Here is a 21,696-nt window from a genome sequence, read left to right on the forward strand (position 1 = left end):
ACGGCAGCTTAGGGCAAAGACAGCCCCTGGAGAAGGGGCGCGAGCTTGCTCGCCGTTTGCTTCATGCGCTCCACCGACTCCAGCAGCTCTTCGAGCGTGGCGCGCGCGGTGGGCGCATGCACGGCGAGCGCGGCCAGCACGCGCTTGCTGTCGGGTTCGCGCACCGGCACCGCAATCGCGACCATGCCGCGCACGAACTCTTCGTTGTCGATGCCGATGCCGCGCACCGCCAGCTGTTCGAGTTCGGCTGCGAGCGCCTTCGGCGTCGTCAGGGTGCGATGCGTCATCCTTGTCAGCACGAGGCGGTCGAGCAATGTGTTGCGCTCGAGCACCGTCATCTGCGAGAGAAACAGCTTGCCGCTCGCGGTGCAGTGCAGCGGCACGTGCATGCCCGGACGCATCTCCATGCGCAGCGGCTCCGTGGTTTCGACGCGCTCGATGTAGAGCACGCGGTCGCCGTCGAGCGCGGTGAGATTGCAGGTTTCGCCGAGCGTTTCCACGAGCGCGCGCAGCAGGACGCGGCACGAGCGCGTGAAGGTATTGTTGGCGAGCGTGGCGAGCGCGAGCTGCGCCGCGCGCGGCCCCAGCGCGATGCTGCGGTCGTGCCCGCGCGAATCGGGCATGTGGATCACGTAGCCGCGCGCTTCCAGCGAATCGATAAGCCGCAGCAGCGTCGCCTTCGGGATATGCAGCCGCGCGGACAACTGCGAGAGCGTATACGGCTGGCCCGCCGAGGCCAGTTGCTCGAGCACCACGAGCGCGCGCAGCACGCGAGCGTCGTCGGTCGCCGATTCTTCGCGCAGAGCAGGGGTGCTGCTGTGGGCGCTGATGGGTCCGCTGATTGGTGCGCTCTCAGGCGCGGTGCTGCGCATCTGTCTCCTCCATAAGGGGCGTGCCAAAGCATCCGGCATACGCGGAAATGAAACGAATTGTTCGAGTTTTGCCGCCTTTTTCAGTATCGACGGAAAGTTCACGCGGTTATCTAGCGGATTACCCGAATACGCCCTGCGGTTTTCACGCGCTGTACCAGGCGATACTGGACCACTGGCTCTACCTGCGCCATGCGCGTCTGCCTAGAATTTTTCCAACAGAGCGAAAAATGAAGACAGGAGACAAGCATGACGAACACGCAGTCGGCAGCACCCGCTCTCGCAACCGTCTTCACGAAAATTGTGGAGGGTTGATCATGGGATACAGCACCGTCGATCCCGCGGTATCCGGCTTTGCTGCGCGGAACGCCGCTTCTACCAAGTACGACCCCACTTACGACCCGCTCGTGTCGCCAGGCCCGGGCATCGGCAAGGACTATGCGCCGACCTACTGGGTCGCGACCGCCGGCAGCCCGCCGCCCGACGACGGCCCGGTCACCAAGGATCTCGACGTGGACGTCGCGATCATCGGCGCGGGGTATACGGGGCTCGCCACCGCGCTGTGCCTCGCGCGCGAGCACGGCATCAAGGCCGTCGTGCTGGAAGCGAACCGCACCAGTTGGGGCTGCAGCAGCCGCAACGGCGGACAGGGGCAGAATGCCTCGGGACGCCTCTCGCGCTCGCAATGGATCGAGCGCTGGGGCAAGGACGTCGCGCTGAAAATGCACGACGAGATCCAGCAGGGCTTCGATCACTTCAAGCAACTGGTCTCTGAAATCGACTGCGATCCGCAGCCGGGCGGCCACTTCCTGATCGCGCACCGGCCCCGCATCATGGCCAAGCTCGCCGCCGAGGCGAAGGTGTGGAAGGACGTGTTCGGCTACCCGTCGGAGCTGCTGAGCGCCGAAACCTTCCGCCGCGAATTCATCAACGACCATGAGGCGGCCGGCGCGCTGCACGAGCCCGAAGGGATCGGCATCCATGCACTGAAGCTCGCGTTCGGCTATCTGCGCCTCGCGCGCGCAGCGGGCGCCAGAGTCCACACGAGCAGTCCGGTGATGGGGTGGGAGACCATCAACGGCGTGCATCATCTGCGCACGCCGGGCGGCATCGTGCGGGCGCGCGCGGTGGGCATCGCGACCGGCGCGTACACGGCGCAGACGCTGCATCCCACGCTGCATAGCAAGATCATGCCGATCCTCTCGAACTCGATGGTCACGCGCGTGCTCACCGATGCCGAGATCGCGGCCTGCAATTTCCGCACGACCCAGGTGCTCACGGACACGCGCACGCTGCGCTTTTACTATCGCTTCCTGCCCGATCGCCGGCTGCAAATCGGCAGCCGCAGCGCGATCACCGGCGAGGACGCGCCGAATCCGCGCCATCTCGATCTGCTCAAGGAAGGCATGGCGCGCAAATTCCCGGCGCTGCGCGGCGTGGACATCGACTACTCGTGGTGGGGCTGGGTCGACGTGAGCCACGACATGATGCCCCGTGTGTGCCAGCCCGATCCCCGGCAATCGGTGTTTTACGCACTCGGCTACGGCGGCAATGGCGTGTCATATTCGCAGCAGGCGGGGCGGCGGCTGGCCGAGCGCATCGCGGGCAAGGGCGCGAAGCAAACTTTGCCGATTTTCACCACGCCGCTGCCTGGCCACCTGTTCGCGCCGTTCAGGCGCATCGGCCAGCGCATGCTTTATCTGCAGTACTTCAGGCGCGACGAGAAAGCCTGAACTGCGGGCCTGAAGAGCGGGCCCGAGCGGCGGCTACGCCGTCAATCTGCGGACGATCCACGGAAATTACGTTCGGATCGCGAAGCAAATAATCACCGAATGACCTCACTCCGGGCGGCGCGCAAAGCGCGCCGCACCGTATTCATACAAACCCGGAGTTGAATCTCAGGAGACGACATGCAACCTTCTATGGATAACCAGGAACTGAAATGCGGCCTCAAGCAGCGCCACATGACGATGATCGCGCTAGGCGGGGTCATCGGCGCGGGCCTGTTCGTTGGCAGCGGCGTTGTGATCCAGCAGACCGGACCCGCCGCCGTGCTCTCGTTCCTCATCACCGGCGGCCTCGTGGTGCTGGTGATGCGCATGCTTGGCGAAATGGCCTGCGCGATGCCCGCGGTCGGCTCGTTCTACGAATATGCGCGGCTCGCGTTCGCCACCTGGCGCGGTCCCGGCAAGCTCGCCGGCTTCCTCACGGGCTGGATGTACTGGTATTTCTGGGTGATCGTGGTGGCCGTAGAAGCGGTGGCGGGCGCGAAGCTCGTGCAGTTCTGGCTACCCGATGCGCCAGCCTGGATCATCAGTCTCGTGCTGCTCGTTCTGTTGAGCGCGACGAACCTGATCTCGGTGGGCAGCTACGGCGAGTTCGAGTTCTGGTTCTCCTCGATCAAGGTGGCGGCCATCATCGTCTTCCTGTTTCTTGGCGGGCTCTATGTGCTCGGGCTGTGGCCTGCGTCGCTGCACACGACCGCCGTGCTGCCGACGCTGCTCGGTCATGGCGGCCTCATGCCGAAGGGCATCGGGCCAGTATTGAGCGGCGCGGTCGCGGCAACGGGTTTTTACTTCGGTGCGGAAATCGTCACGATTGCGGCAGCGGAAGCACGCGAGCCGGCCAAGGCCGTCGCGAAGGCCACCAATTCGGTCATCACGCGCGTGCTGGTGTTCTACGTGGGCTCCGTGCTGCTGGTGGTCGCGCTCGTGCCGTGGAATTCGGCGCGCATGGCCACGCCCTATGTGAGCGCGCTCGAAGTCATGGGCCTGCCGGCCGCCGCGAACATCATGAACGCGATCGTGCTGACCGCCGTGCTTTCGGCGCTCAACTCGGGACTCTATGCGGCCTCGCGCATGCTGTTCGCGCTGACCCGCCACGGCGATGCGCCCGCCGCGCTCGCCAAGGTGAACCGCCGCGGCGTGCCGGTGCGCGCAATCCTGCTCGGCACCGTGTTCGGCTATATCTCGGTCGTGATGTCGTATGTGTCGCCCGATACGGTGTTCGCGTTTCTCGTCAACTCGTATGGCACGGTCGCGATCTTTGTTTATCTGCTGATCGCCTTGTCGCAACTGCGCCTGCGCAAGCGCCTCGATCCGGCGGCAGTCGGCGAGCTGCGCGTGCGGATGTGGTGCTTCCCGTACCTCACGTGGGTCGCGATTATCGGTATGGTGGGAATTCTGGTGGCGATGGCGTTCATTCCCGAGCAGCGCAAGCCGCTCTGGCTCGGCGTCGCGAGCCTCGCGGTGCTGCTCGTGACCTATGCGTGGCTGCATCGCCGTGCAAGGGCGCGCGAGCGCGCACTCGATTACGGCGCGGGCTTTGCAAAGTTGTCGCATGCCGGCGGCGCTGGAAACTTTGGCGAATGAGGCCGATGAATGAGCCGGAACGCAAGCGAGACGAAAGGGAGAACACCATGACGACGGAACGCGCGATGGAAGGGCCGGACCGCATCGTGTCGGTGCGCGAGCGCTTCGGCTTCGATTCGAATCTGATGGTGCCGGCGTTCAGCGAACGCGACGCCCATGTGCCCGACCTCGACGAAGCCTACCGTTTCAACCCCGAGGTCACGCTCGCGATTCTGGCCGGCTTCACGCGCAACCGGCGCGTGATGGTGCAGGGCTTGCACGGCACGGGCAAGTCCACGCATATCGAGCAGGTCGCGGCGCGCCTGAACTGGCCGTGCGTGCGCGTGAATCTCGACGGCCACATCAGCCGCCTCGATCTGGTCGGCAAGGACGCCATCGTGGTGCGCGACGGCCGCCAGGTCACGGAGTTTCAGGAGGGCATCGTGCCGTGGGCGCTGCAGCGTCCGGTGGCGCTGATCTTCGACGAATACGACGCGGGCCGCCCCGATGTGATGTTCGTCATCCAGCGCATTCTCGAGAGGGACGGCAACTTCACGCTGCTCGACCAGAATCGCGTGATCCGTCCGCATCCGCACTTCCGCCTGTTCGCGACGACCAACACGGTTGGCCTCGGCAATCTCAACGGCCTCTATCACGGCACGCAGATGCTCAATCACGCGCAGATGGATCGCTGGAACGTGGTCGCCACGCTCAATTACCTGCCGCGCGAGGAGGAGGCCGGCATCGTGCTCGCGCGCGTGCCGGAAATGGCCGATGAGGCCGGCCGGCAACTCGTCGATTCGATGATCAGCATGGCGGCGCTCACACGCAAGGGATTCGCGAGCGGCGATCTTTCCACGCTGATGTCGCCGCGCACGGTCATCGACTGGGCCGAGAACTGCCAGATTTTCCGCGATCCCGCGCTGGCCTTCCGGCTCACCTTCCTGAACAAGTGCGATGAGGCGGAACGGCCCGTCGTGGCCGAGTACTACCAGCGCTGCTTCGATGTCGAACTCGGCGGCGCGGGTGGCGACGAGCCGGAGCCGCGCACGTGACGACCGCACCCACGCCCGAAGCCGTGCGCGCCGCGCTGCGGCACGAGGCGCTCTGCGCGGCCGCCGTGCGCGCGCTCACCGGCGACGCCGCGCTCCACTATCGCGGCGGCCGGCTGTGCCGCGAATTGCGGCCGCTTGCGCTGCATGCCCCGCATCTGCGCAGCAACGCCTACCAGGACGATTTCCCCTCGCAGCGCGGCGCGGCCGACGCCGCCGCGCTGCGGCTGCTCCATTCCGATGCCGCGCTGCACCGGGCGCTGTGTCCCGAGGACGCCATCGAGCGCCTGTTGTTCGAGCTATTCGAGCAGGTGCGCTGCGAGGCATGCCTGCCGCCGGGCATGCCGGGGCTCGCGCAGAACCTGCGGCACCGCTTCGAAACGTGGTCGCGCGCCTGGTGCCGCTCAGGCATGAGCGAGGGCCACCTCGGCATCCTGCTCTATACGGTCGCGCAGATCGTGTGGTCGCGCGTGACTGGCTGGCCCGTGCTCGAAGACACCGAGGATCTGATCGAGGCGACGCGTGCCGGCATCGTGCCGGCGATCGGCGTCCAGCTTGCCGGGCTGCGCGCGAACCGCGCCGACCAGCGCGCCTACGCAGTGCATGCGCTGGAACTGGCGCGGCGCATCGCGTCGATGCTCGACGACGCGCGCGCGGCGCGCGCCCAGGACGACGACAGCGAAGCCCGCGCGCCCGACGACGCATTGACGTCGTTCTCGCTCTGGGTCGACTTCGACGAAACCAGCGTCGAGCTGCCCGCGCTCGCGACCACCGGCACGAGCCGCGTGCTGGCCGATGCGACGGACGGCTATCGCGCCTACACCACGCAGTACGACCGCGAGATCCGCCCCGCGGCGCACGTCCGCGAGGCGCTGCTGCGCGAGTATCGCGAGCGGCTCGACGGGCGCATCGCCGCTTGCAACATCAACGTCGCGCGGCTCGCGCGCGTGCTGCAGATGGCGATTGCGGTGCCGCAGCGCGACGGCTGGCTGTTCGGCGAGGAAGACGGCCGCATCGACGGCCGGCGCCTTGCGCAAGTCGTCAGCTCGCCGGCCGAGCGGCGCGTGTTCAAACAGGAGCGCTTCGAGCCGCGCAGCGATTGCGTGGTGGGCTTCCTGATCGATTGCTCGGGGTCCATGAAGGCGCATATCGAGCCGGTCGCGATGATGGCCGATCTGCTCGCACGCGCGTGCGAGCAGGCGGGCATCGCCACCGAGGTGCTCGGCTTCACGACGCAGGCCTGGAACGGCGGGCGCGCGCGGGCGGACTGGCTCGCCAACGGGCGGCCGCCGCATCCGGGACGCCTGAACGAGACCTGCCACATGGTGTTCAAATCCGCCGACCAAAGCTGGCGCCGCGCGCGCCCGGCCATCGCCGCGCTGCTCAAGGCGGACCTGTTTCGCGAGGGCGTGGACGGCGAGGCCGTCGAATGGGCATGCGCGCGGCTCGCGAGCCGCACCGAGGCGCGCCGCATTCTCGTGGTGGTCTCGGACGGCAGCCCGATGGACACGGCCACGGCGCAAATGAACGACGCCTTCTACCTGGACAATCACCTGAAAGAAGTAGTGGCGAAGCACGAGGCCATGCGCGACGTCGATGTGATCGGACTGGGCGTGGGGCTGGATCTCAGCCCGTACTACTCGTACTGCGTAGCAATCGACTCGGGCGAGGCGCTCGACATGGCGCGGCTGATCGGTCTTGCGCGATGGATCGGGCGCTGCCAGGCGGCCCACTCGGTCTGACACTTCGGTATGACACTTGCTCTGCTGATATTCGGTCCGATTGGGTCCGATTGGGTCCGATCAGGTCCGATTCAGCCGACCATTTCCCTCATCGCGCAAAGCACGAGCGATGCGCCAATCACCATCAGCACACCGAACGCGAGCCTGCGCATCGCGATGGAGGAGAGCGGAGGCGGGTAGTGGCGCGCCGCGACCGTCATCAGCATGACGACCGGCGCGGCCAGCGCGGCCTCGATGCAGATCGAGACGGGCAGCGCGCCTTCCCAGGCGCTGAACAGCACGCGCGTGAGCGACGTCACCGTGAAAATCACGATCAGCGCGCAGCGAATCTCGATCAGCTTGAGCGGCTGGCGATAAAACTGGAAGATGAGCGGCGGCCCCGAGACGCCGAACATGCCGCTCAACAGACCGCCGCATACGCCGCTCACGAAAAAGCTGCGGTCTCCTGAACGCTGTGCGAGCGGCGCGGGCCGCAACGCGGCGCTCAGGCCGCCATACAGCACGACCGCGCCGAGCAGCAATTGCAGCACGCCCGAAGCCGCCGTGCTCAGATAATCGAGCAGCAGCACGCCCACCACGACCGAGGGCAGCACGCCGAGCGTCGCCGCGCCCACGGCGCGCCAGTCGATATGGTGGAGCTTGCCGGGCAGCGCGGCCGCGCTGTTGGCAAGCGTGACGAGACTCATCAGGGTGGCGATGCTGGCGATGGGCGCGAGGCTGAAGCCGCTGGTGGCGCCCATCACGATCATGCCGAGGCCGAAGCCGGTAATTGTCTGAAAATAACTGGCGGCGCCGATCACGGCGATCAGCGCCAAAACCTTCTCATGCGTCATGCTGCGTGTGGTTCCTGCGAGTGAGCGGCGGCGCGCGGGCGGGCCGCCTGGGCCGCTTGTGCCTGGACCGCCGTGGTGGCGATCACATAATAAATGTCTTCGGGCGAGCAGCCGCGCGAAAGGTCGTTGGCGGGCCGGTTGAGACCCTGCATCAGCGGGCCGATGGCCTTCGCGCCGCCCAGCCGCTCCGCGAGCTTGTAGCCGATATTGCCCGCGTCGAGATTCGGGAACACCAGCACGTTCGCGTGACCGCCGCACTGCGAATGCTCGATCTTGCGCTCGGCGATCTCCGCCACGAGCGCCGCATCGAGCTGCACGTCGCCGTCCACGCACAGCGTTGGGCGCTGCTCGTGCACGCGGCGGGTCGCCTCGATCACCTTGTCCACGCTCGCGTGGTGGGCGCTGCCGCTCGTCGAGAACGACAGCATCGCGACGCGCGGCTCCTCCATCAGCAGGCTGCGCGCGCTGTCCGCGGCGGCCATCGCGATCTCGGCGAGCTGCGCCGCGTCGGGGTCCACCACGAGCGCGCAGTCGGAGAAGATCAGCGCGCCTTTATAGCGGTGAAACGGCTCGCACAGCATCATCAGGAAGAAGCTCGATACGAGCTTGAACGAAGGCTCGACACCGATCAGCTGGATGGCCGAGCGCACCACGTCGGCGCTCGTGTGGACGGCGCCGGCCACCGAGCCATCCGCGTGGCCGAGACGCACCATCAGATTGGCGAAGGCGAGGGGCTTGGCGGCCTCTTCCCATGCGAGCGCGGGCGTCATGCCCTTGGCGCCGCGCAACGCGACGAGCTCGCCGGCGAACGCGGTGCGCCAGGCGCTGGTTTGCGGGTCGATCAGCGCGATCTCGCCAAGGTCGATGGACTCGCGCGCGGCGGCGGCGCGGATGGCGTCCGGCTGGCCGACGAGCATGATGCGCGCGATGCCTTCCTGGCTTGCCCGGGCCGCGGCGGCGAGCACACGCGCGTCCTCGGCCTCGCAAAGCACGATGCGCATGGGCGCCTGGCGGGCGCTTTCGACGATGCGGTTCAGGGCTTTCATGGTTTCATGGGATTCAGATAAATAACGCAACGTCCATATGCGAAAAACCCGCGCGCGCCGGGTGGGCGCGCGCGGGCCGCTACTTTGCCGCTTAGACGAAGTCCTTGTACTTGTCGAGCAGGCGCACGGGCTTCGAGAGCGCGTCGCGGCGGAACGGATCGCCGAGCTCGCGCGTGCACATGATCTCGACGATGGTCGTCTTGCCGTGATTCATCTGCAGATCGATCGCGCGCTTGAGCGCCGGGCCCACGTCCTCCAGCTTGTCCACCACGATGCCTTCCGCGCCCATCGCCTTCGCGATGCCGGCGAAGCTCGGGCTTTCGAGCTCGCCCGCCACGAAGCGGCGGTCGTAGAAGTCGACCTGGTTCTTCTTTTCCGCGCCCCACTGGCGGTTATGGAACACCACGGCCGTCACCGGAATGTTGTGGCGCACGCAGGTGAGCGTTTCCATCAGGCTCATGCCCCATGCGCCGTCGCCCGCATACGAGACCGCGGGGCGGTGGGGCGCGGCAACCTTCGCGCCGATGATAGTCGGGAACGCGTAGCCGCAATTGCCCCAGCTCATCGCCGCGAAGAAGCTGCGCGGCTTGTTGAAGCGCAGGTAGCTGTTGGAGACCGAATTGATGTTGCCGATGTCGGTGGACACCATGACGTCCTCGGGCATCGCCTTTTCCAGCTCGCGCAGCACCTGGCGCGGGTGCAGATACTCGCCGCCCGTGGGCGTGCGCTCGTGCTTCTGCTCTTCGATCATGTCGAGGCTGTAGGCGTCGCGCTCGTGGGTCCACGAATCGAGTTCTTTTTCCCACGCGGCCTTTTCGCTGGCGATCTGGTCGGCGCGTTCGCCGCGCGTGGCGTCGCTCACGAGGGTGCGATTCGCGAGACGCTCGGTGAGCGCCTGCGCGGCCGCCTTGGCGTCGCCGCAAATGCCCACCGAGATCTTCTTCACGAGGCCGAGCATCTTGTGATCGGCGTCGATCTGGATGATCTTCGCGTCTTTTGGCCAGTAGTCCATACCATGTTGCGGCAGCGTGCCGAACGGTCCGAGCCGCGAGCCCAGCGCGATCACCACGTCGGCGCGCGAAATCAGCTTCATGGCGGCCTTCGACCCCTGGTAGCCGAGCGGGCCGCACCAGAGCGGATGGTTGGCCGGGAACGAATCGTTGTGCAGGTAGCTGTTCACGACCGGCGCGCCGAGGCGTTCGGCGAGCGCCTTGCACTCCTCGACTGCGTCGCCCATCACGACGCCGCCGCCCGAGATGATGACCGGGAACTTGGCGCTGGCGATCAGATCGGCCGCTTCGTTGAGGCTTTCGTCGCCGCCGGGGCCGCGGTCGAGGCGGCGCGGCTGCGGAATCTCGGCCTTGATCTTGCCGTAGAAGTAATCGCGCGGAATGTTCAGCTGGGTCGGGCCCATTTCGGACATTGCCCGGTCGAAGCAGCGCGCCGTGTATTCGGCCATGCGCGCGGGGTGGGTCACGTGGCCCTGGTACTTCGTGAACTCCTGGAACATCGGCAGTTGATTCGCTTCCTGGAAGCCGCCGAGGCCGATGCCCATCGTGCCCGCCTCGGGCGTGACGATCACGACCGGGCTATGGGCCCAGTAAGCCGCCGCGATGGCGGTCACGCAATTGCTGATGCCGGGGCCGTTCTGGCCGATCACGACGCCGTGACGGCCCGACACGCGCGAGTAGCCGTCGGCCATGTGAGCCGCGCCCTGCTCGTGAACGACGGGAATGAGGCGGATGCCGGCGGGCGCGAAGATGTCCATCGCGTCCATGAAGGCGGAGCCCATGATGCCGAACATGTCGGTCACGCCATTGGCCGCCATGGTTTCAACAAAGGCTTCGGACGGGGTCATGTCCTGCGGGCCGCTGGCCGCCTGGGTCGAGGTCTTTTCGCTCATCAACTGTCTCCGGTTGTCGTTTGACGGGATGCCGTGTATTCGATGCTATTCGGCGCCCCGTGAGGGTCAAGGAAATCTGTGCTCGATGGATGAATCTGAAATGAAATGGAACGTTTCGTTTCAAAACGCCTGGTGCCGCTGCGTGGGCTCACGCCGGTTGCTTCGGGCGTTCCTTGCGGAACGCGCGCTTCACGGCAATGCGTCCGTCGCGGAACTCGAAGAGATCGCAGCCTTCGGCTTCGATGCGCCAGCCTTCAGCGTGCGTGCCCGTGAACACCCATTCGGACACGCCGCGATCGCCCGCGACGTAGTGGCGTCCCGCGCCCCAGTGGGCGTCGGGAAAGGTGCGAAAGACGGCTTCGAAGGCGGCGCGCACCGCTTCGCGTCCAACGAAGCGGGTGCCGTAGACTTCGGGGCCGCCAGCCGCGTCGAATACGCAGTCTTCGGTCATGAATTCCATCAGCGCATTGGCGTCATGACGGTTGAAGGCATCGGAAAAGGCGGCGAGCGTGTCGGCCGTGACGGTGGATTGGGCGCTGAGCGTATCTGCCATACGTGTCTCCAGTTGGAAGCCGGCGCCGTGCACGAGAAGTCGTGCGTGGCACCGTATATCGACACGTTAAGGTTTGCTCATCGAGTGCGGTAGCACCAGTGCGAATCTTTCGCCTGGGCCAGCATGCGGGCCGCTCAGGGCCGCGGCGGGGACGCTCAGGCGGGACGCTGCAGACGCACGACTTGCGCGAGCGCGCGCACACCGGGTTCGATCTTGTCGAGCTCGATGGCGGAGAAGCCCATGCGGAACCAAGGGCTGTGTTCGGCGTCGTCGGCGAAGAACACGCCGCCGGGCTCGATCAGGATGCCGGCCTCGCGCGCATCGTCGGCGAGGCGCGCGGAGTCGAGCCAGGGCGGGCCTTGCACCCAGCACGACGCGCCGCCGCCGACCGGCACGTAGCGCACCTCGGGTAAATGCGTATCGAGCGCCGCCATCAGCGCGCGCGCCCGCTCCTTGTAGGCATGGGCGAGCCGGCGCAGCAGCGCGTCGTGATGCCCGAGCGCGAGGAAGGTCGCGAACGCGCGCTGGATATAGGCCACCGGGTGACGCACCATCAGGCGGCGCAGCGCGCGCAGCTCGCGCACGAGCTCGGGCGGGCCGACCACGTAGCCCAGACGCAGGCCGGGCGCGAAGGTCTTCGAAAGGCTGCCGACGTAGATCACGCGATCCGCCGTGTCGAGGCTCTTCAAGGCCGGATGCGGCGTGCCGGAGAAGGTGTTCTCGCTCTCGTAGTCGTCTTCGATGATGACGAAGTCGTGCTGCTGGGCGAGCTCGAGCAGCGCGCGGCGGCGCTCGATGGGCATGGTGGCTGTGGTCGGGCACTGGTGGCTCGGCGTCACGAACACGTAATCGCAGCGCGCGAGCGAGTCGGCGAGGCGCACCGGATCGATCCCTTCGGCGTCTATCGGCAGTTCGAGCAGATTCGCCTTGCGGTTCACGAAGATGTTGCGGGCATCGGGATATCCCGGATTCTCGAAGCCGACCGTGGTGTTTTTCCCGAACAGCAAATCGGCGACGAGGTAGAGCGCCTGCTGGCAGCCATTCGTAATGATGATTTCGTCGGGCATCGCGAACACGCCGCGCCGCGGCAGCACACGGGTGCGGATCTGCTGGATCAACGACTCGTCGTCGCGTTCGATCAGGTCGGGCGCCCAGTTGCGGATCTCCATGATCGATAGCGCCTTCAGGCAGCACTCGCGCCAGTCGTTGGTGGGAAACAGCGATTGATCGAACTGCCCGTAAATGAACGGATATGCATAGTTCTGCCAATTGGCGGGTTTGACGATGTTGCGCTGGGCCGAGGGCGGGCGCTGGATGCGCGATTTCCAGACCGGTGCGAAGGGCGACGCCGCGCCATGCGGCTCGGCCGCGACGGCTTGATCCGCGCGCTGCTGCTCCCGCTGCTGCACGCGCTCCTGAGCCTGCTTTTGCACCGTCACGCCGTGCAGGCCTTCCAGCATGGCGGGGTTGACGAAGTGGCCGCTGCGCTCGCGCGAGACCAGATAGCCTTCCTCGACGAGCATCTGATAGGCGAGCACGACAGTGTTGCGGGCGACGCCAAGCTGCTCGGCCAGTTCGCGGCTCGACGGCAGCGCGGCGTCGGGCGGCAGTTGTCCGTCGAGGATGGAGGCCACCAGCATCTCGCGAATCTGGTGCTGCAGACTTGTTTTCGACTCCGGTGACCGTCGGAACTGCTGGGCCCAAAGGGCGGACGGGGTGCGGGTCGGCATGCTTGCTCCTGTGATGGGTGAGGGCGGTGAGAGGGCGGTGAAAGTCCGAAAGTTCGATCGCCGGTTTGCAAAGCCGATAAATCGACCTGACATTCGGCCATTATCGGCCCACAATATTCAATAGGGGCCTCCCGAGTCGATTAGGTGAATTTCGGAGCGACGGTTCGCGATGAACCTGCCTCACCGGCCTTCGGGAGAACCCTCACGGGTGCGGGCGAGCGCTTGCCGCTGCTGCGACGCAGCGCGAGCGCAGAACGGCGAGCGGGCGCGCGGTTTGCGCACGCCGTCCGAATCATCGAAGGAATCCATGGTGCCAGGCTCATCTGGCACTGGCTCCATCGGATCTTCCCGCGTGGTACTACCCGCCGTTTTATTGATTGAGAATCCTTGGTTCAACGGGCGAGACGCTAACAACAAGCGTGGTGAAACATAAAAGCGTTCCGCGGCGAGCTCATTGCATTTCAACTTGAGGAGACGGCGGTGAAAGCCTTACCCAGACTGACGAAAATGATGAAGCATCCCGTCGACTCGCCAATCGAGCCGGTGATCAAGATACGCCGCGGCCACGGCAAGTTCAATTCCTGGTGGCTGACGACCGCCGTTCTCGCGATCTGCGTCGTGCTTTGGCAGGCGGTATCGAAAGCAGGCATTTTTCCGTCCTTTGCGCTCCCTTCGCCGGTGGCGGTGTGGCAAGCCTTCGTCGACATCATCCATAACGGCTACGGCGGACAGTCGCTCATCAGCGACATCCTGGTTAGTTGCTTGCGCATCGTTGTGGGTTTTGTCGGCGCGATTGTGATCGGCGTTCCCGTTGGCCTGCTGATGTCGCGAAACAAGATCGTATTCGACATCATCGACCCGCTGCTGCAGTTCATCCGGCCGGTTCCGCCGCTTGCCTATATCCCGCTGCTGGTGGTGTGGTTCGGCATCGGCGAATTGCCCAAGGCCATTCTCATTCTGGTCGGCACCATTCCGGTCATCATCATCGGCACCATGTCGGGCGTGAAAAGCACGCCGGCGCTGCGCATCTCGGTGGCGCGCACGCTCGGCGCGACCAACGCGCAAATCTTCCGCAAGGTCGTGCTGCCCTCGGCCATGCCGGAAATCTTCACCGCGATGCGTGTGGGCATCGGCGTGGCGTGGACCTGTCTCGTGGCCGCGGAACTGATCGCGGCGAGCAGCGGGCTGGGTTGGCTCGTGCAGTTCGCAGGACAAGCCTTGCAGGTTGCCATCGTGATCGTCGGCATCGTGATCATCGGGTTGATCGGGTATGCCATGGAGCTGGCGATTCGCAAGATCGAAAACATAGTCGTTCCCTGGCGCGGACATAACTGATCGGGTCATCCGAGGAGACGAAAAATGAAAAAGATGCAATGGATCTTTGGCGTGAGCGCGGCCCTGCTTGCCAGCAGCTGCCTGGTGCCCGGCGCGGCTTACTCGCAGGGCAAGCCCGAAGTCATCATCGGCTACGAGGACAACGGCGCCGATCCGTACATGGTGTCGATGGCCGAGCATCTGTTCGAAAAGCATATGAACGCCAATGTCGAGTACAAGCTCTTCAGCTCGGGCCCGGCAGCCATGAGCGCGCTGGCGTCGAACAGCCTCACGTTCATGTGCGGGCTTGGCGTGCCGCCGCTCGTCACCGCCATCGCCCAGGGCTTGCCGATGGCCATCGTGTACAACCAGGAGCGCTATACCAATGCGGCCGGCATCGTGGTCAAGCCCGATAGCGGCATCCACGACGTGGCGGGGCTCAAAGGCAAGAAGATCGCGATCGTGGCCGGCTCGCAGGCTTCCTTCGAACTGGCGACCTTCCTGGCGCAAGCGCACGTGCCGTATGAGTCGGTCACGCAGGTCAACATGGCGCCGCCGCAGATGCGCACCTCGTGGGTGACCGGCGCGATCGACGCGGCGATCGTCTGGGATCCGGTCTTCAGCGCGCTGCGCGCAGCCGGCGGCAAGGCCATCAAGACCGACGGCGACCTGCCGCGCGAAGCTTCCAGCTACAACGTGTGCATCGCCAACGCGGAATGGGCGAAAGCGCATCCGGACCTGGTGACCGGCTTCGTCAAGGCGCTCGACGCGGGCTATCAGGTGACGATGAAGAATCGCGACCAGGCGATCGCCGAGATGGCGAAGGCCACCGGCGTGACCGTGCCGGTTGCGACGAGCGAGCTCGCCGGTTACGAGCTCTTTTCCGGTGCCGACCAGACCACGCCCAAGGTGATGGGCCTCGACGCCGGCGTCAAAACCTCCGCGACGTACCAGACGCTGGTGAATACCGCCAAGGTGCTCAACCAGATCGGGCGTATCCCGTCGGTGCCGGCGAACTTCGACGCGAACGTCGCGCCGCAGTATTCGAAAGCGTTGGCGCATTGACTCATTCGCGCATTGATCCATTGACGGTCTGACCGTCGAACAGGAGACGAACTTGAACATCGTCATCGATTCCCTGTACAAGACTTTCGGCGCCACCACGGCACTGGAAAACATCAATCTGCAGTTCCGGGGCGGCGAATTCATCACCGTGCTCGGCTCTTCCGGCTGCGGAAAGACGACCTTGCTGCACCTGCTCGCCGGTCTGACGTCGCCCTCGCGGGGCAACATCTATATCGATGGCGAGGTCAAGGAACAGCCCGGCGCCGACCGTGTCGTGGTGTTCCAGCAGGCCGGCTTGTTTCCGTGGCTCAGCGTGGAAGAAAACATCGAGTTCGGTCCTTCGCTGCACGGGGTTCCCAAAGAGCAACGGCGCAAGGATTCCGCGGAGATCCTGCGCATCATCGGCCTGGAATCGTTCGCCAAACATAAGCCCTACGAGTTGTCGGGCGGCATGCAGCAGCGCGTGGCGATCGCGCGGGCGCTCGTCATGAAGCCGAAGGTGCTGCTGATGGACGAGCCCTTCGGCGCACTCGATGCGCAGACGCGCCATTCCATGCAGACGTTCTTGACCGAGCTATGGGAGAAGCTTCATTGCACGATCGTGTTCATCACCCATGACATCGACGAAGCGATCTTTCTCGGCACGCGGCTCGTGGTGCTTTCGGCGCGTCCTGGGCGGGTGGCACTCGACGTGCCCATCGAGCTGGACCGCCCGCGCACGCCGGAGGTCGCGTTCGAGCCGCATTTTCTGGAATTGAAGAAGACGGCGATGGGCATTCTCGCGCATTGATTCTTGCGCATTGATGCATGCGCTCCCCGAGCGCGGCGGTCAACGGCCCATGAGCAGCGTGCCAGCGAAAAATCGCTTGCAAGCGCAATAACGGCCCGCTATCGTTGCGCTGTTCGACACGCTGCAGCGGGAGAGACCGTCACTGCGAAAGCACCTGACGGCGCCGACGGAGCAACCGCCCCGGAAACTCTCAGGCACAAGGACCCTGCAGCAAGAACATCTGGAGAGCGGCGCGAACGCGCCCACCGAAGGAGATTTCCGCGCCGGCGCGTCCAGCGCCGGCGCGGAAAGAAACTCTCAGGTACATGGACAGATGGGGCACAGGTGTCGGAAACGACAAGTGCTCAATCTAATCTGGACCATGTCATGTCACGAATCGCCATTATTGGCGCCGGGATTACCGGCGTCACGACCGCTTACGCCCTCGCCAAGCGCGGTTTTCGCGTTACCGTGCTCGAACGCCATCGCTATAGCGCGATGGAGACTTCGTTCGCGAACGGCGGCCAACTCTCCGCATGCAACGCCGAAGTCTGGAACAGCGCCGCCACCGTTCTCAAAGGCCTGCGCTGGATGCTCACGCGCGACGCGCCGCTGCTCGTAAACCCGCTGCCGGGCTGGCACAAATATTCGTGGATGGCCGAGTTCCTGCGGCAGATTCCGAACTATCGGGCAAACACGCTCGAAACCGTGCGCCTTGCCATCGCGGCCCGCGAACACCTGTTCGAGACCGCGCGCAAGGAGGGGATCGAATTCGACCTGGAACAGCGCGGCATCCTGCACATCTTCCGGGACCGCAAGAGCTTCGACGCTTCATCGAAGGTCAACGCCATCTTGACCGAAGGCGGTCTCGACCGCAGGCCGGTGACCGCAGCCGAGATCCGCCAGATCGAGCCCACGCTGGAGGGCGCGTTTTACGGCGGCTTCTTCACGCCCTCCGATTCGACCGGCGACATCCACAAGTTCACGCGCGGCCTGACGCAAGCGTGCGTGCGGCACGGCGTGGAGTTTCGCCACGACACGCAGATCACGGCGATCCGGCGCGATTCGGACGGTGTCTTTACGGTATCGGCGACGCAGCAGGGCGCCGCTCACCACGCGAGGTTCGAGCGCATCGTCGTTTGCGCGGGCGTCAACAGCCGCGCATTCGCGTCGATGCTGGGCGACCGCGTGAACGTGTATCCGGTGAAGGGCTATTCGATCACCGTATGCCTCGACGACGAGACGAGCCAGCGTGCGGCGCCATGGGTCAGCCTGCTCGACGAGAGCGCCAAGATCGTCACAAGCCGGCTGGGCGCCGAGCGCTTCCGCGTGGCCGGCACGGCCGAGATCAACGGCCTTAACCGGGACATTCGCGCCGACCGCGTCGCGCCGCTCGTCGAGTGGACGCGGCGCCTGTTCCCGCAGGTCAGCACCTCGCGCGTGATCCCGTGGGCCGGACTGCGGCCCATGTTGCCGAGCATGCTGCCGAAGGTCGGCCGGGGACGCATGCCGGGCGTGTTCTACAACACCGGGCACGGGCACCTCGGCTGGACGTTGTCGGCGGCAACGGCGGAGAACGTCGCCGCGCTGATCGAGGGCATGGCGGGCAGTGCCCAGGGCGTTCGCTTGGCGACCGCCTGAGCGTCGCGGCATCGTCGCTTGACTTGACCGCAGCACCTCATGGCCGCCCGCGCAAGCACGCGGGCGGCGCGGCTATTTGCGGCGCGCGGGCGGCTTTTCGTCCGCGTGCTGGTCCGCGTGTTCATGCACCCAGACTTCGTGCAGGTCCACCATGAAGGCCTGCAAAATCGAAGGTACGGCAGAGGCCCGGCGCGTCGCCGCGCAAAAGGGCGACTGCATGCCGAACTGCTCCGGGCCGATGCGCCGCATCTCGTCGCGCTCGACCCAGCGCGCCGCGTAGTGATTTGGAAGGAATCCTATATATGCGCCCGAGAGAATCAGGATCGCCTGCGCCTCGACGTTGTCGACGGTCGCCGCAGCCTTGCTCGCACTCAGCATCTTCAGGTCGTGCTGCTGCAGGTAGCCGCGCGCGGCGATGCGGCTCGTGGCAATGGCTTCGATCTGAATGCCGTTTTCCCGTGCCCCGGCAAAGAGCGGATTGCCCTTGCCGCAATAGAGCCCATCGGGCTCGAGATAGAGCTCGGTGTAGGCGAGCCCCGGCACGTGAATCGGGAAGTGGCCGATCGCGACGTGGAGCCGGCCGTCGAGCACGCGCTCTTCGAGTTCCGCCGGCGTGCCGACGTAGACGTCGACATGCACGTCGTCGCCCCGCGAGACGAACTTCTGCAAGGCCCGCGGCAGCGGCGAGGCGAGGTCCGTCACCGTGTTGTCGATGATGCCCAGATAGAGCCTGCCGGCGATATGTTGCTTGAGCGCGTCCGTGTCCATGCAGAACGCCTCGACGGCCACCTGCAGTCGCTGGGCCGCCTCATAGGTGGCAAGACCGTGCTCGGTCAGGCGGAAGCCGCCGCGGCCGCGCTCGCACAGCTTGAGACCGAGGCGCGTTTCCAGCGTGGTCATCTGCTCGCTGATGGTCGACTGGCTCACGTTCAGGGTCGCCTGGGCCGCGGAGAAGCCGCCGCAGCGCACGACATGCATGAAAACCCTGAGCAGTTTGAGATCGACGTCCTGCAGTTGCATCATTGCCCGCGTTCTCCATAATCGCTTGCTTCGGATATTCCGATATGAACATCTGATACCCGGGATTTTTGGTCAAAAATAATGCGCACATAGTGTCTCAAAGCGGCGGCCCGGCAGAAACCGGGTCGTTCACCGATTACTGACTGGATCAGCCAGCGGATCACACACGGAGACACTCATGCCGGGCAATACGTACGAAAGCGGACGGCTGGACTTGCCGTTCGTGGGACATTGCACTTTCGCGAAATCGCCGGTCTGCCTCGACTGGGACCGCATCGACGCCGATGTGGCAATTCTTGGCGCCCCCAACGACATGGGCACGCAATGGCGCTCGGGCGCGCGCTTCGGGCCGCGCAGCATCCGCGAGGCATCCACGCTGTTCTCGTTCGGCCATGCGGGCGCATACGACCACGAAGACGACGCGCTCTATCTGACGCGCGATCAAGTCCGCATGGTGGACGTAGGCGACGCCGACATTGTCCACACCGACATGGCGGCGAGCAACGCCAACATCGAAAGCGCCGTGCGCAAGATCCTCGCGAACGGCGCGATGCCCATCACGCTGGGCGGCGATCATTCGATTCACGCACCGGTGATTCAGGCGTTCGAGGGCCGCGGTCCCATCCACATCGTGCACTTCGACGCGCATCTGGATTTCGTCGACGAGCGCCATGGCGTGCGCTACGGGCACGGCAATCCGCTGCGGCGCGCCTCGGAAATGCAGCATATCAGCGGCATGACGCAACTCGGCATCCGCAACGTTTCTTCGTCGAACCGCAGCGACTACGATGCGGCGCGCGCAGCGGGCTCGGACATTCTGTCCGTGCGCGACGTGCGCCGGCTCGGCACGCAAGGCGTCCTCGAACGCATTCCCGAGGGCCGCGCCTACTACATCACGATCGACATCGACGGCTTCGATCCGTCCATCGCGCCGGGCACGGGCACGCCGAGCCACGGCGGCTTCACCTACTACGAGGTGCTCGAAATCATCCAGGGGCTGGCCCGCCGCAGTCACGGCAACGTCGTGGGCATGGACCTCGTCGAGGTGGCCCCGGCATACGATCCGGCGGGCGTCACGCCGATTCTCGCGGCGCAGTTGCTGCTGAATTCCATCGGCTTCATTTTTCACGCGCGCAGCCAGCGGCCGCGCTGAGGCCTCCCTGCGGATAGCGGCACCCAACGTCAACACGCGCGCAGCGAGGGCACGACGGCGCGCGAGATCAGGAGACAACCTTGGAATCCATCGTACGAAACTATCTGGAGCAGTTCGGCGTGCGCGAGGAGACGCGGCGCTTTCTCGAGCAGCCGCAGCGCATGCTGATCGGCGGGGCGTTCGTGGCGGGCGGCGCGGGCGAGATGCTCGACGTGGTCGAGCCCTCCACCGAAGGCGTCATCACGCAGATTCCGCTCGCCACGACCGGCGACCTCGATCGCGCGGTCGCTGCGGCACGCGCGCAGTTCGACTGCGGCGCCTGGCGGCGTCTGAAGCCGCTCGAACGCGAGCGCCTGCTGCACCGCCTCGCCGATCTCATCGAGGCCCACGCCGACGAGCTCGCCGAGATCGAGTCCATCGACGTCGGCAAGTCGGTCGCGAATGCGCGCGACGTGGACATCCAGGGCACCATCGACACCTGGCGCTATTTCGCGGGCTGGGCTTCCAAGCTGCACGGCCGCACCGTCGAGCCTTCGCTGCCCGGCCACTATCTGGCCTATACGCGCAAGGAGCCGGTGGGCGTGGTCGGCATCATCGTGCCGTGGAATTTTCCGCTGCAAACCCTGGCGTGGAAGCTGGCCGCGGCGCTCGCGGTGGGCTGCACGGCTGTGATCAAGCCCGCGGAGCTGACTTCGCTCTCGACCTTGCGCTTCGCGCAACTCGTGCAGGAAGCCGGCATTCCCGATGGCGTGGTGAACGTGGTGACCGGGCGCGGCACCGTGATCGGCGCGGCAATGGCGCGCCATCCCGGCATCGACAAAGTGACGTTCACCGGCTCCACGGCGGTGGGGCGCGGCGTCGGCAGCGCGGCGGTCGACGGCGTCAAGCGCGTCACGCTGGAGCTGGGCGGCAAGTCCCCGGTGCTCGTGCTCGACGACGCGGACATCGAGGCCGCCGCGCGCGCGGTGGCCAACGGCATGTTCTTCAACTCGGGGCAGGTGTGCGACGCGGGCAGCCGCCTCTACGTGCAGCGCGGCGTGCACGAGCGCTTTCTCGCCGCGCTGATCGACTACACGCGCACGCTCAAGATTGCGCCGGGCCTCGATCGCGATTGCTTCATCAGCCCGCTGGTTTCGGCGCAGCAAAAGGCGCGCGTGACGTCCTGGATCGAAACCGGCCGGCGCGAAGGAGCGGAACTGGTGTATGGCGGGCGCAACGTGGAAGGCTCGGGTTATTTCGTTCAGCCCACGATATTCGCGCATTGCCGACCGGACATGCGCATCGTGAAGGAAGAAATCTTCGGCCCCGTGCTCGTGAGCGCGCCGTTCGACGATGTGAACGAGGCGATTGCGCTCGCCAACGACACGCCCTATGGACTCGCCGCCGCGATCTATTCGCGGGATCTGAACCGCGTGCATGCGCTGGTGCCGAAGCTGCGCGCGGGCAGCGTCTACGTGAACGCGCACAGCACGATCGATCCGGCGATGCCGTTCGGCGGCTTCAAGGCGTCGGGCTTCGGCAAGGACCTCGGCGCCGAGCAGCTCGACTCGCTGATGGAGACGAAAGCCGTCTGGATCACGCTGAACGACGCGTAGGGCGGGGCCTCTCTCGCATCTTACCCAGGCTTATCTTTACGCAGCATCGTCCATTACGACA

General features: G+C 65.6%; 17 protein-coding genes and 1 riboswitch. Of the genes, 10 read left to right on the forward strand and 7 right to left on the reverse strand.

Features of this window, described 5'->3' with window-relative positions; all coding sequences use genetic code 11:
* Positions 1 to 8: 8 nt before the first annotated feature.
* Positions 9 to 872 (reverse strand): IclR family transcriptional regulator, encoded by an 864-nt coding sequence (locus P5W98_RS15425; protein ID WP_421025433.1) that lies wholly within the window; start codon positions 870 to 872, stop codon positions 9 to 11.
* A 314-nt stretch (positions 873 to 1,186) separates the two neighbouring features.
* Between P5W98_RS15425 and P5W98_RS15430 the strand changes: the two genes are divergently transcribed.
* The 4 genes from P5W98_RS15430 (at position 1,187) to P5W98_RS15445 (ending at position 7,013) form a co-directional block, all read left to right on the forward strand.
* On the forward strand, positions 1,187 to 2,602 hold the full coding sequence (locus tag P5W98_RS15430; protein WP_434718527.1) for an NAD(P)/FAD-dependent oxidoreductase: 1,416 nt from the start codon (positions 1,187 to 1,189) through the stop codon (positions 2,600 to 2,602).
* A gap of 177 nt (positions 2,603 to 2,779) precedes the next feature.
* Positions 2,780 to 4,240: an amino acid permease gene (locus P5W98_RS15435; protein WP_421025431.1), complete on the forward strand. Its 1,461-nt coding sequence runs from the start codon at positions 2,780 to 2,782 to the stop codon at positions 4,238 to 4,240.
* A gap of 47 nt (positions 4,241 to 4,287) precedes the next feature.
* A complete protein-coding gene (locus P5W98_RS15440) occupies positions 4,288 to 5,274 on the forward strand; it encodes an AAA family ATPase (RefSeq protein WP_421025430.1) in 987 nt (328 codons plus the stop codon).
* Entirely contained in the window at positions 5,271 to 7,013 is a 1,743-nt protein-coding gene (locus tag P5W98_RS15445; RefSeq protein WP_421025429.1) for a cobaltochelatase CobT-related protein, read from the forward strand. The genes P5W98_RS15440 and P5W98_RS15445 overlap by 4 nt, the downstream gene beginning before the upstream one ends.
* 71 nt (positions 7,014 to 7,084) lie before the next feature.
* On the opposite strand, the gene P5W98_RS15450 is transcribed toward P5W98_RS15445, so the two are convergent.
* The 5 genes from P5W98_RS15450 to P5W98_RS15470 form a co-directional block, all read right to left on the reverse strand.
* The gene (locus P5W98_RS15450) at positions 7,085 to 7,846 is read right to left on the reverse strand and encodes a sulfite exporter TauE/SafE family protein (protein WP_421025428.1); all 762 of its coding nucleotides are present in this window, start codon (positions 7,844 to 7,846) and stop codon (positions 7,085 to 7,087) included.
* Positions 7,843 to 8,892 (reverse strand): phosphate acetyltransferase, encoded by a 1,050-nt coding sequence (gene pta / locus P5W98_RS15455; RefSeq protein ID WP_421025427.1) that lies wholly within the window; start codon positions 8,890 to 8,892, stop codon positions 7,843 to 7,845. The genes P5W98_RS15450 and pta overlap by 4 nt, the downstream gene beginning before the upstream one ends.
* A 91-nt stretch (positions 8,893 to 8,983) precedes the next feature.
* Positions 8,984 to 10,795 (reverse strand): sulfoacetaldehyde acetyltransferase, encoded by a 1,812-nt coding sequence (xsc, locus tag P5W98_RS15460; protein ID WP_421025426.1) that lies wholly within the window; start codon positions 10,793 to 10,795, stop codon positions 8,984 to 8,986.
* 148 nt (positions 10,796 to 10,943) lie between these two features.
* Positions 10,944 to 11,348, reverse strand: a complete 405-nt coding sequence (locus P5W98_RS15465) for a nuclear transport factor 2 family protein (RefSeq protein WP_421025425.1) — start codon at positions 11,346 to 11,348, stop codon at positions 10,944 to 10,946.
* Positions 11,349 to 11,503: 155 nt separating this feature from the next.
* A complete protein-coding gene (locus P5W98_RS15470) occupies positions 11,504 to 13,078 on the reverse strand; it encodes a PLP-dependent aminotransferase family protein (protein WP_421025424.1) in 1,575 nt (524 codons plus the stop codon).
* Between the two features lie 480 nt (positions 13,079 to 13,558).
* Here P5W98_RS15470 and P5W98_RS15475 point away from each other — a divergent pair, with 480 nt between their 5' ends.
* From P5W98_RS15475 to P5W98_RS15490, 4 genes are all read left to right on the forward strand, one after another.
* Positions 13,559 to 14,413: an ABC transporter permease gene (locus tag P5W98_RS15475; RefSeq protein ID WP_421079593.1), complete on the forward strand. Its 855-nt coding sequence runs from the start codon at positions 13,559 to 13,561 to the stop codon at positions 14,411 to 14,413.
* Positions 14,414 to 14,437: 24 nt separating this feature from the next.
* Complete coding sequence (locus tag P5W98_RS15480) at positions 14,438 to 15,457, forward strand: taurine ABC transporter substrate-binding protein (protein ID WP_421025422.1); 1,020 nt, start codon at positions 14,438 to 14,440, stop codon at positions 15,455 to 15,457.
* Positions 15,458 to 15,509: 52 nt separating this feature from the next.
* The gene (locus P5W98_RS15485) at positions 15,510 to 16,247 is read left to right on the forward strand and encodes an ABC transporter ATP-binding protein (RefSeq protein WP_421025421.1); all 738 of its coding nucleotides are present in this window, start codon (positions 15,510 to 15,512) and stop codon (positions 16,245 to 16,247) included.
* A 116-nt stretch (positions 16,248 to 16,363) separates the two neighbouring features.
* A riboswitch (glycine riboswitch) is annotated at positions 16,364 to 16,463 on the forward strand.
* A gap of 150 nt (positions 16,464 to 16,613) precedes the next feature.
* Complete coding sequence (locus tag P5W98_RS15490; protein ID WP_421025420.1) at positions 16,614 to 17,867, forward strand: D-amino acid dehydrogenase; 1,254 nt, start codon at positions 16,614 to 16,616, stop codon at positions 17,865 to 17,867.
* Between the two features lie 72 nt (positions 17,868 to 17,939).
* Here the strand turns inward: P5W98_RS15490 and P5W98_RS15495 are convergent, their stop codons facing one another.
* The gene (locus tag P5W98_RS15495; RefSeq protein ID WP_421025419.1) at positions 17,940 to 18,890 is read right to left on the reverse strand and encodes a LysR family transcriptional regulator; all 951 of its coding nucleotides are present in this window, start codon (positions 18,888 to 18,890) and stop codon (positions 17,940 to 17,942) included.
* A gap of 175 nt (positions 18,891 to 19,065) precedes the next feature.
* Between P5W98_RS15495 and speB the strand changes: the two genes are divergently transcribed.
* Both speB and P5W98_RS15505 read left to right on the forward strand, forming a co-directional pair.
* Entirely contained in the window at positions 19,066 to 20,040 is a 975-nt protein-coding gene (gene speB / locus P5W98_RS15500) for an agmatinase (RefSeq protein WP_213302973.1), read from the forward strand.
* An 80-nt stretch (positions 20,041 to 20,120) separates the two neighbouring features.
* Positions 20,121 to 21,635, forward strand: a complete 1,515-nt coding sequence (locus P5W98_RS15505) for an aldehyde dehydrogenase family protein (RefSeq protein ID WP_421025418.1) — start codon at positions 20,121 to 20,123, stop codon at positions 21,633 to 21,635.
* The last annotated feature ends 61 nt before the right edge of the window (positions 21,636 to 21,696 follow it).

Origin of the sequence: Paraburkholderia sp. A1BS-2L, assembly GCF_051125205.1 — a bacterium.
Classification (GTDB): domain Bacteria; phylum Pseudomonadota; class Gammaproteobacteria; order Burkholderiales; family Burkholderiaceae; genus Paraburkholderia.

What these genes read in the sequence shown, in the direction of transcription:
- P5W98_RS15490 (WP_421025420.1), top strand. Translation starts at nt 16,614, where the DNA reads ATGTCACGAATCGCCATTATTGGCGCCGGGATTACCGGCGTCACGACC.
- P5W98_RS15465 (WP_421025425.1), bottom strand. Translation starts at nt 11,348, where the DNA reads ATGGCAGATACGCTCAGCGCCCAATCCACCGTCACGGCCGACACGCTC.
- P5W98_RS15425 (WP_421025433.1), bottom strand. Translation starts at nt 872, where the DNA reads ATGCGCAGCACCGCGCCTGAGAGCGCACCAATCAGCGGACCCATCAGC.
- xsc (WP_421025426.1), bottom strand. Translation starts at nt 10,795, where the DNA reads ATGAGCGAAAAGACCTCGACCCAGGCGGCCAGCGGCCCGCAGGACATG.
- P5W98_RS15435 (WP_421025431.1), top strand. Translation starts at nt 2,780, where the DNA reads ATGCAACCTTCTATGGATAACCAGGAACTGAAATGCGGCCTCAAGCAG.
- pta (WP_421025427.1), bottom strand. Translation starts at nt 8,892, where the DNA reads ATGAAAGCCCTGAACCGCATCGTCGAAAGCGCCCGCCAGGCGCCCATG.
- P5W98_RS15440 (WP_421025430.1), top strand. Translation starts at nt 4,288, where the DNA reads ATGACGACGGAACGCGCGATGGAAGGGCCGGACCGCATCGTGTCGGTG.
- P5W98_RS15470 (WP_421025424.1), bottom strand. Translation starts at nt 13,078, where the DNA reads ATGCCGACCCGCACCCCGTCCGCCCTTTGGGCCCAGCAGTTCCGACGG.
- speB (WP_213302973.1), top strand. Translation starts at nt 19,066, where the DNA reads ATGCCGGGCAATACGTACGAAAGCGGACGGCTGGACTTGCCGTTCGTG.
- P5W98_RS15480 (WP_421025422.1), top strand. Translation starts at nt 14,438, where the DNA reads ATGAAAAAGATGCAATGGATCTTTGGCGTGAGCGCGGCCCTGCTTGCC.
- P5W98_RS15450 (WP_421025428.1), bottom strand. Translation starts at nt 7,846, where the DNA reads ATGACGCATGAGAAGGTTTTGGCGCTGATCGCCGTGATCGGCGCCGCC.
- P5W98_RS15430 (WP_434718527.1), top strand. Translation starts at nt 1,187, where the DNA reads ATGGGATACAGCACCGTCGATCCCGCGGTATCCGGCTTTGCTGCGCGG.
- P5W98_RS15495 (WP_421025419.1), bottom strand. Translation starts at nt 18,890, where the DNA reads ATGATGCAACTGCAGGACGTCGATCTCAAACTGCTCAGGGTTTTCATG.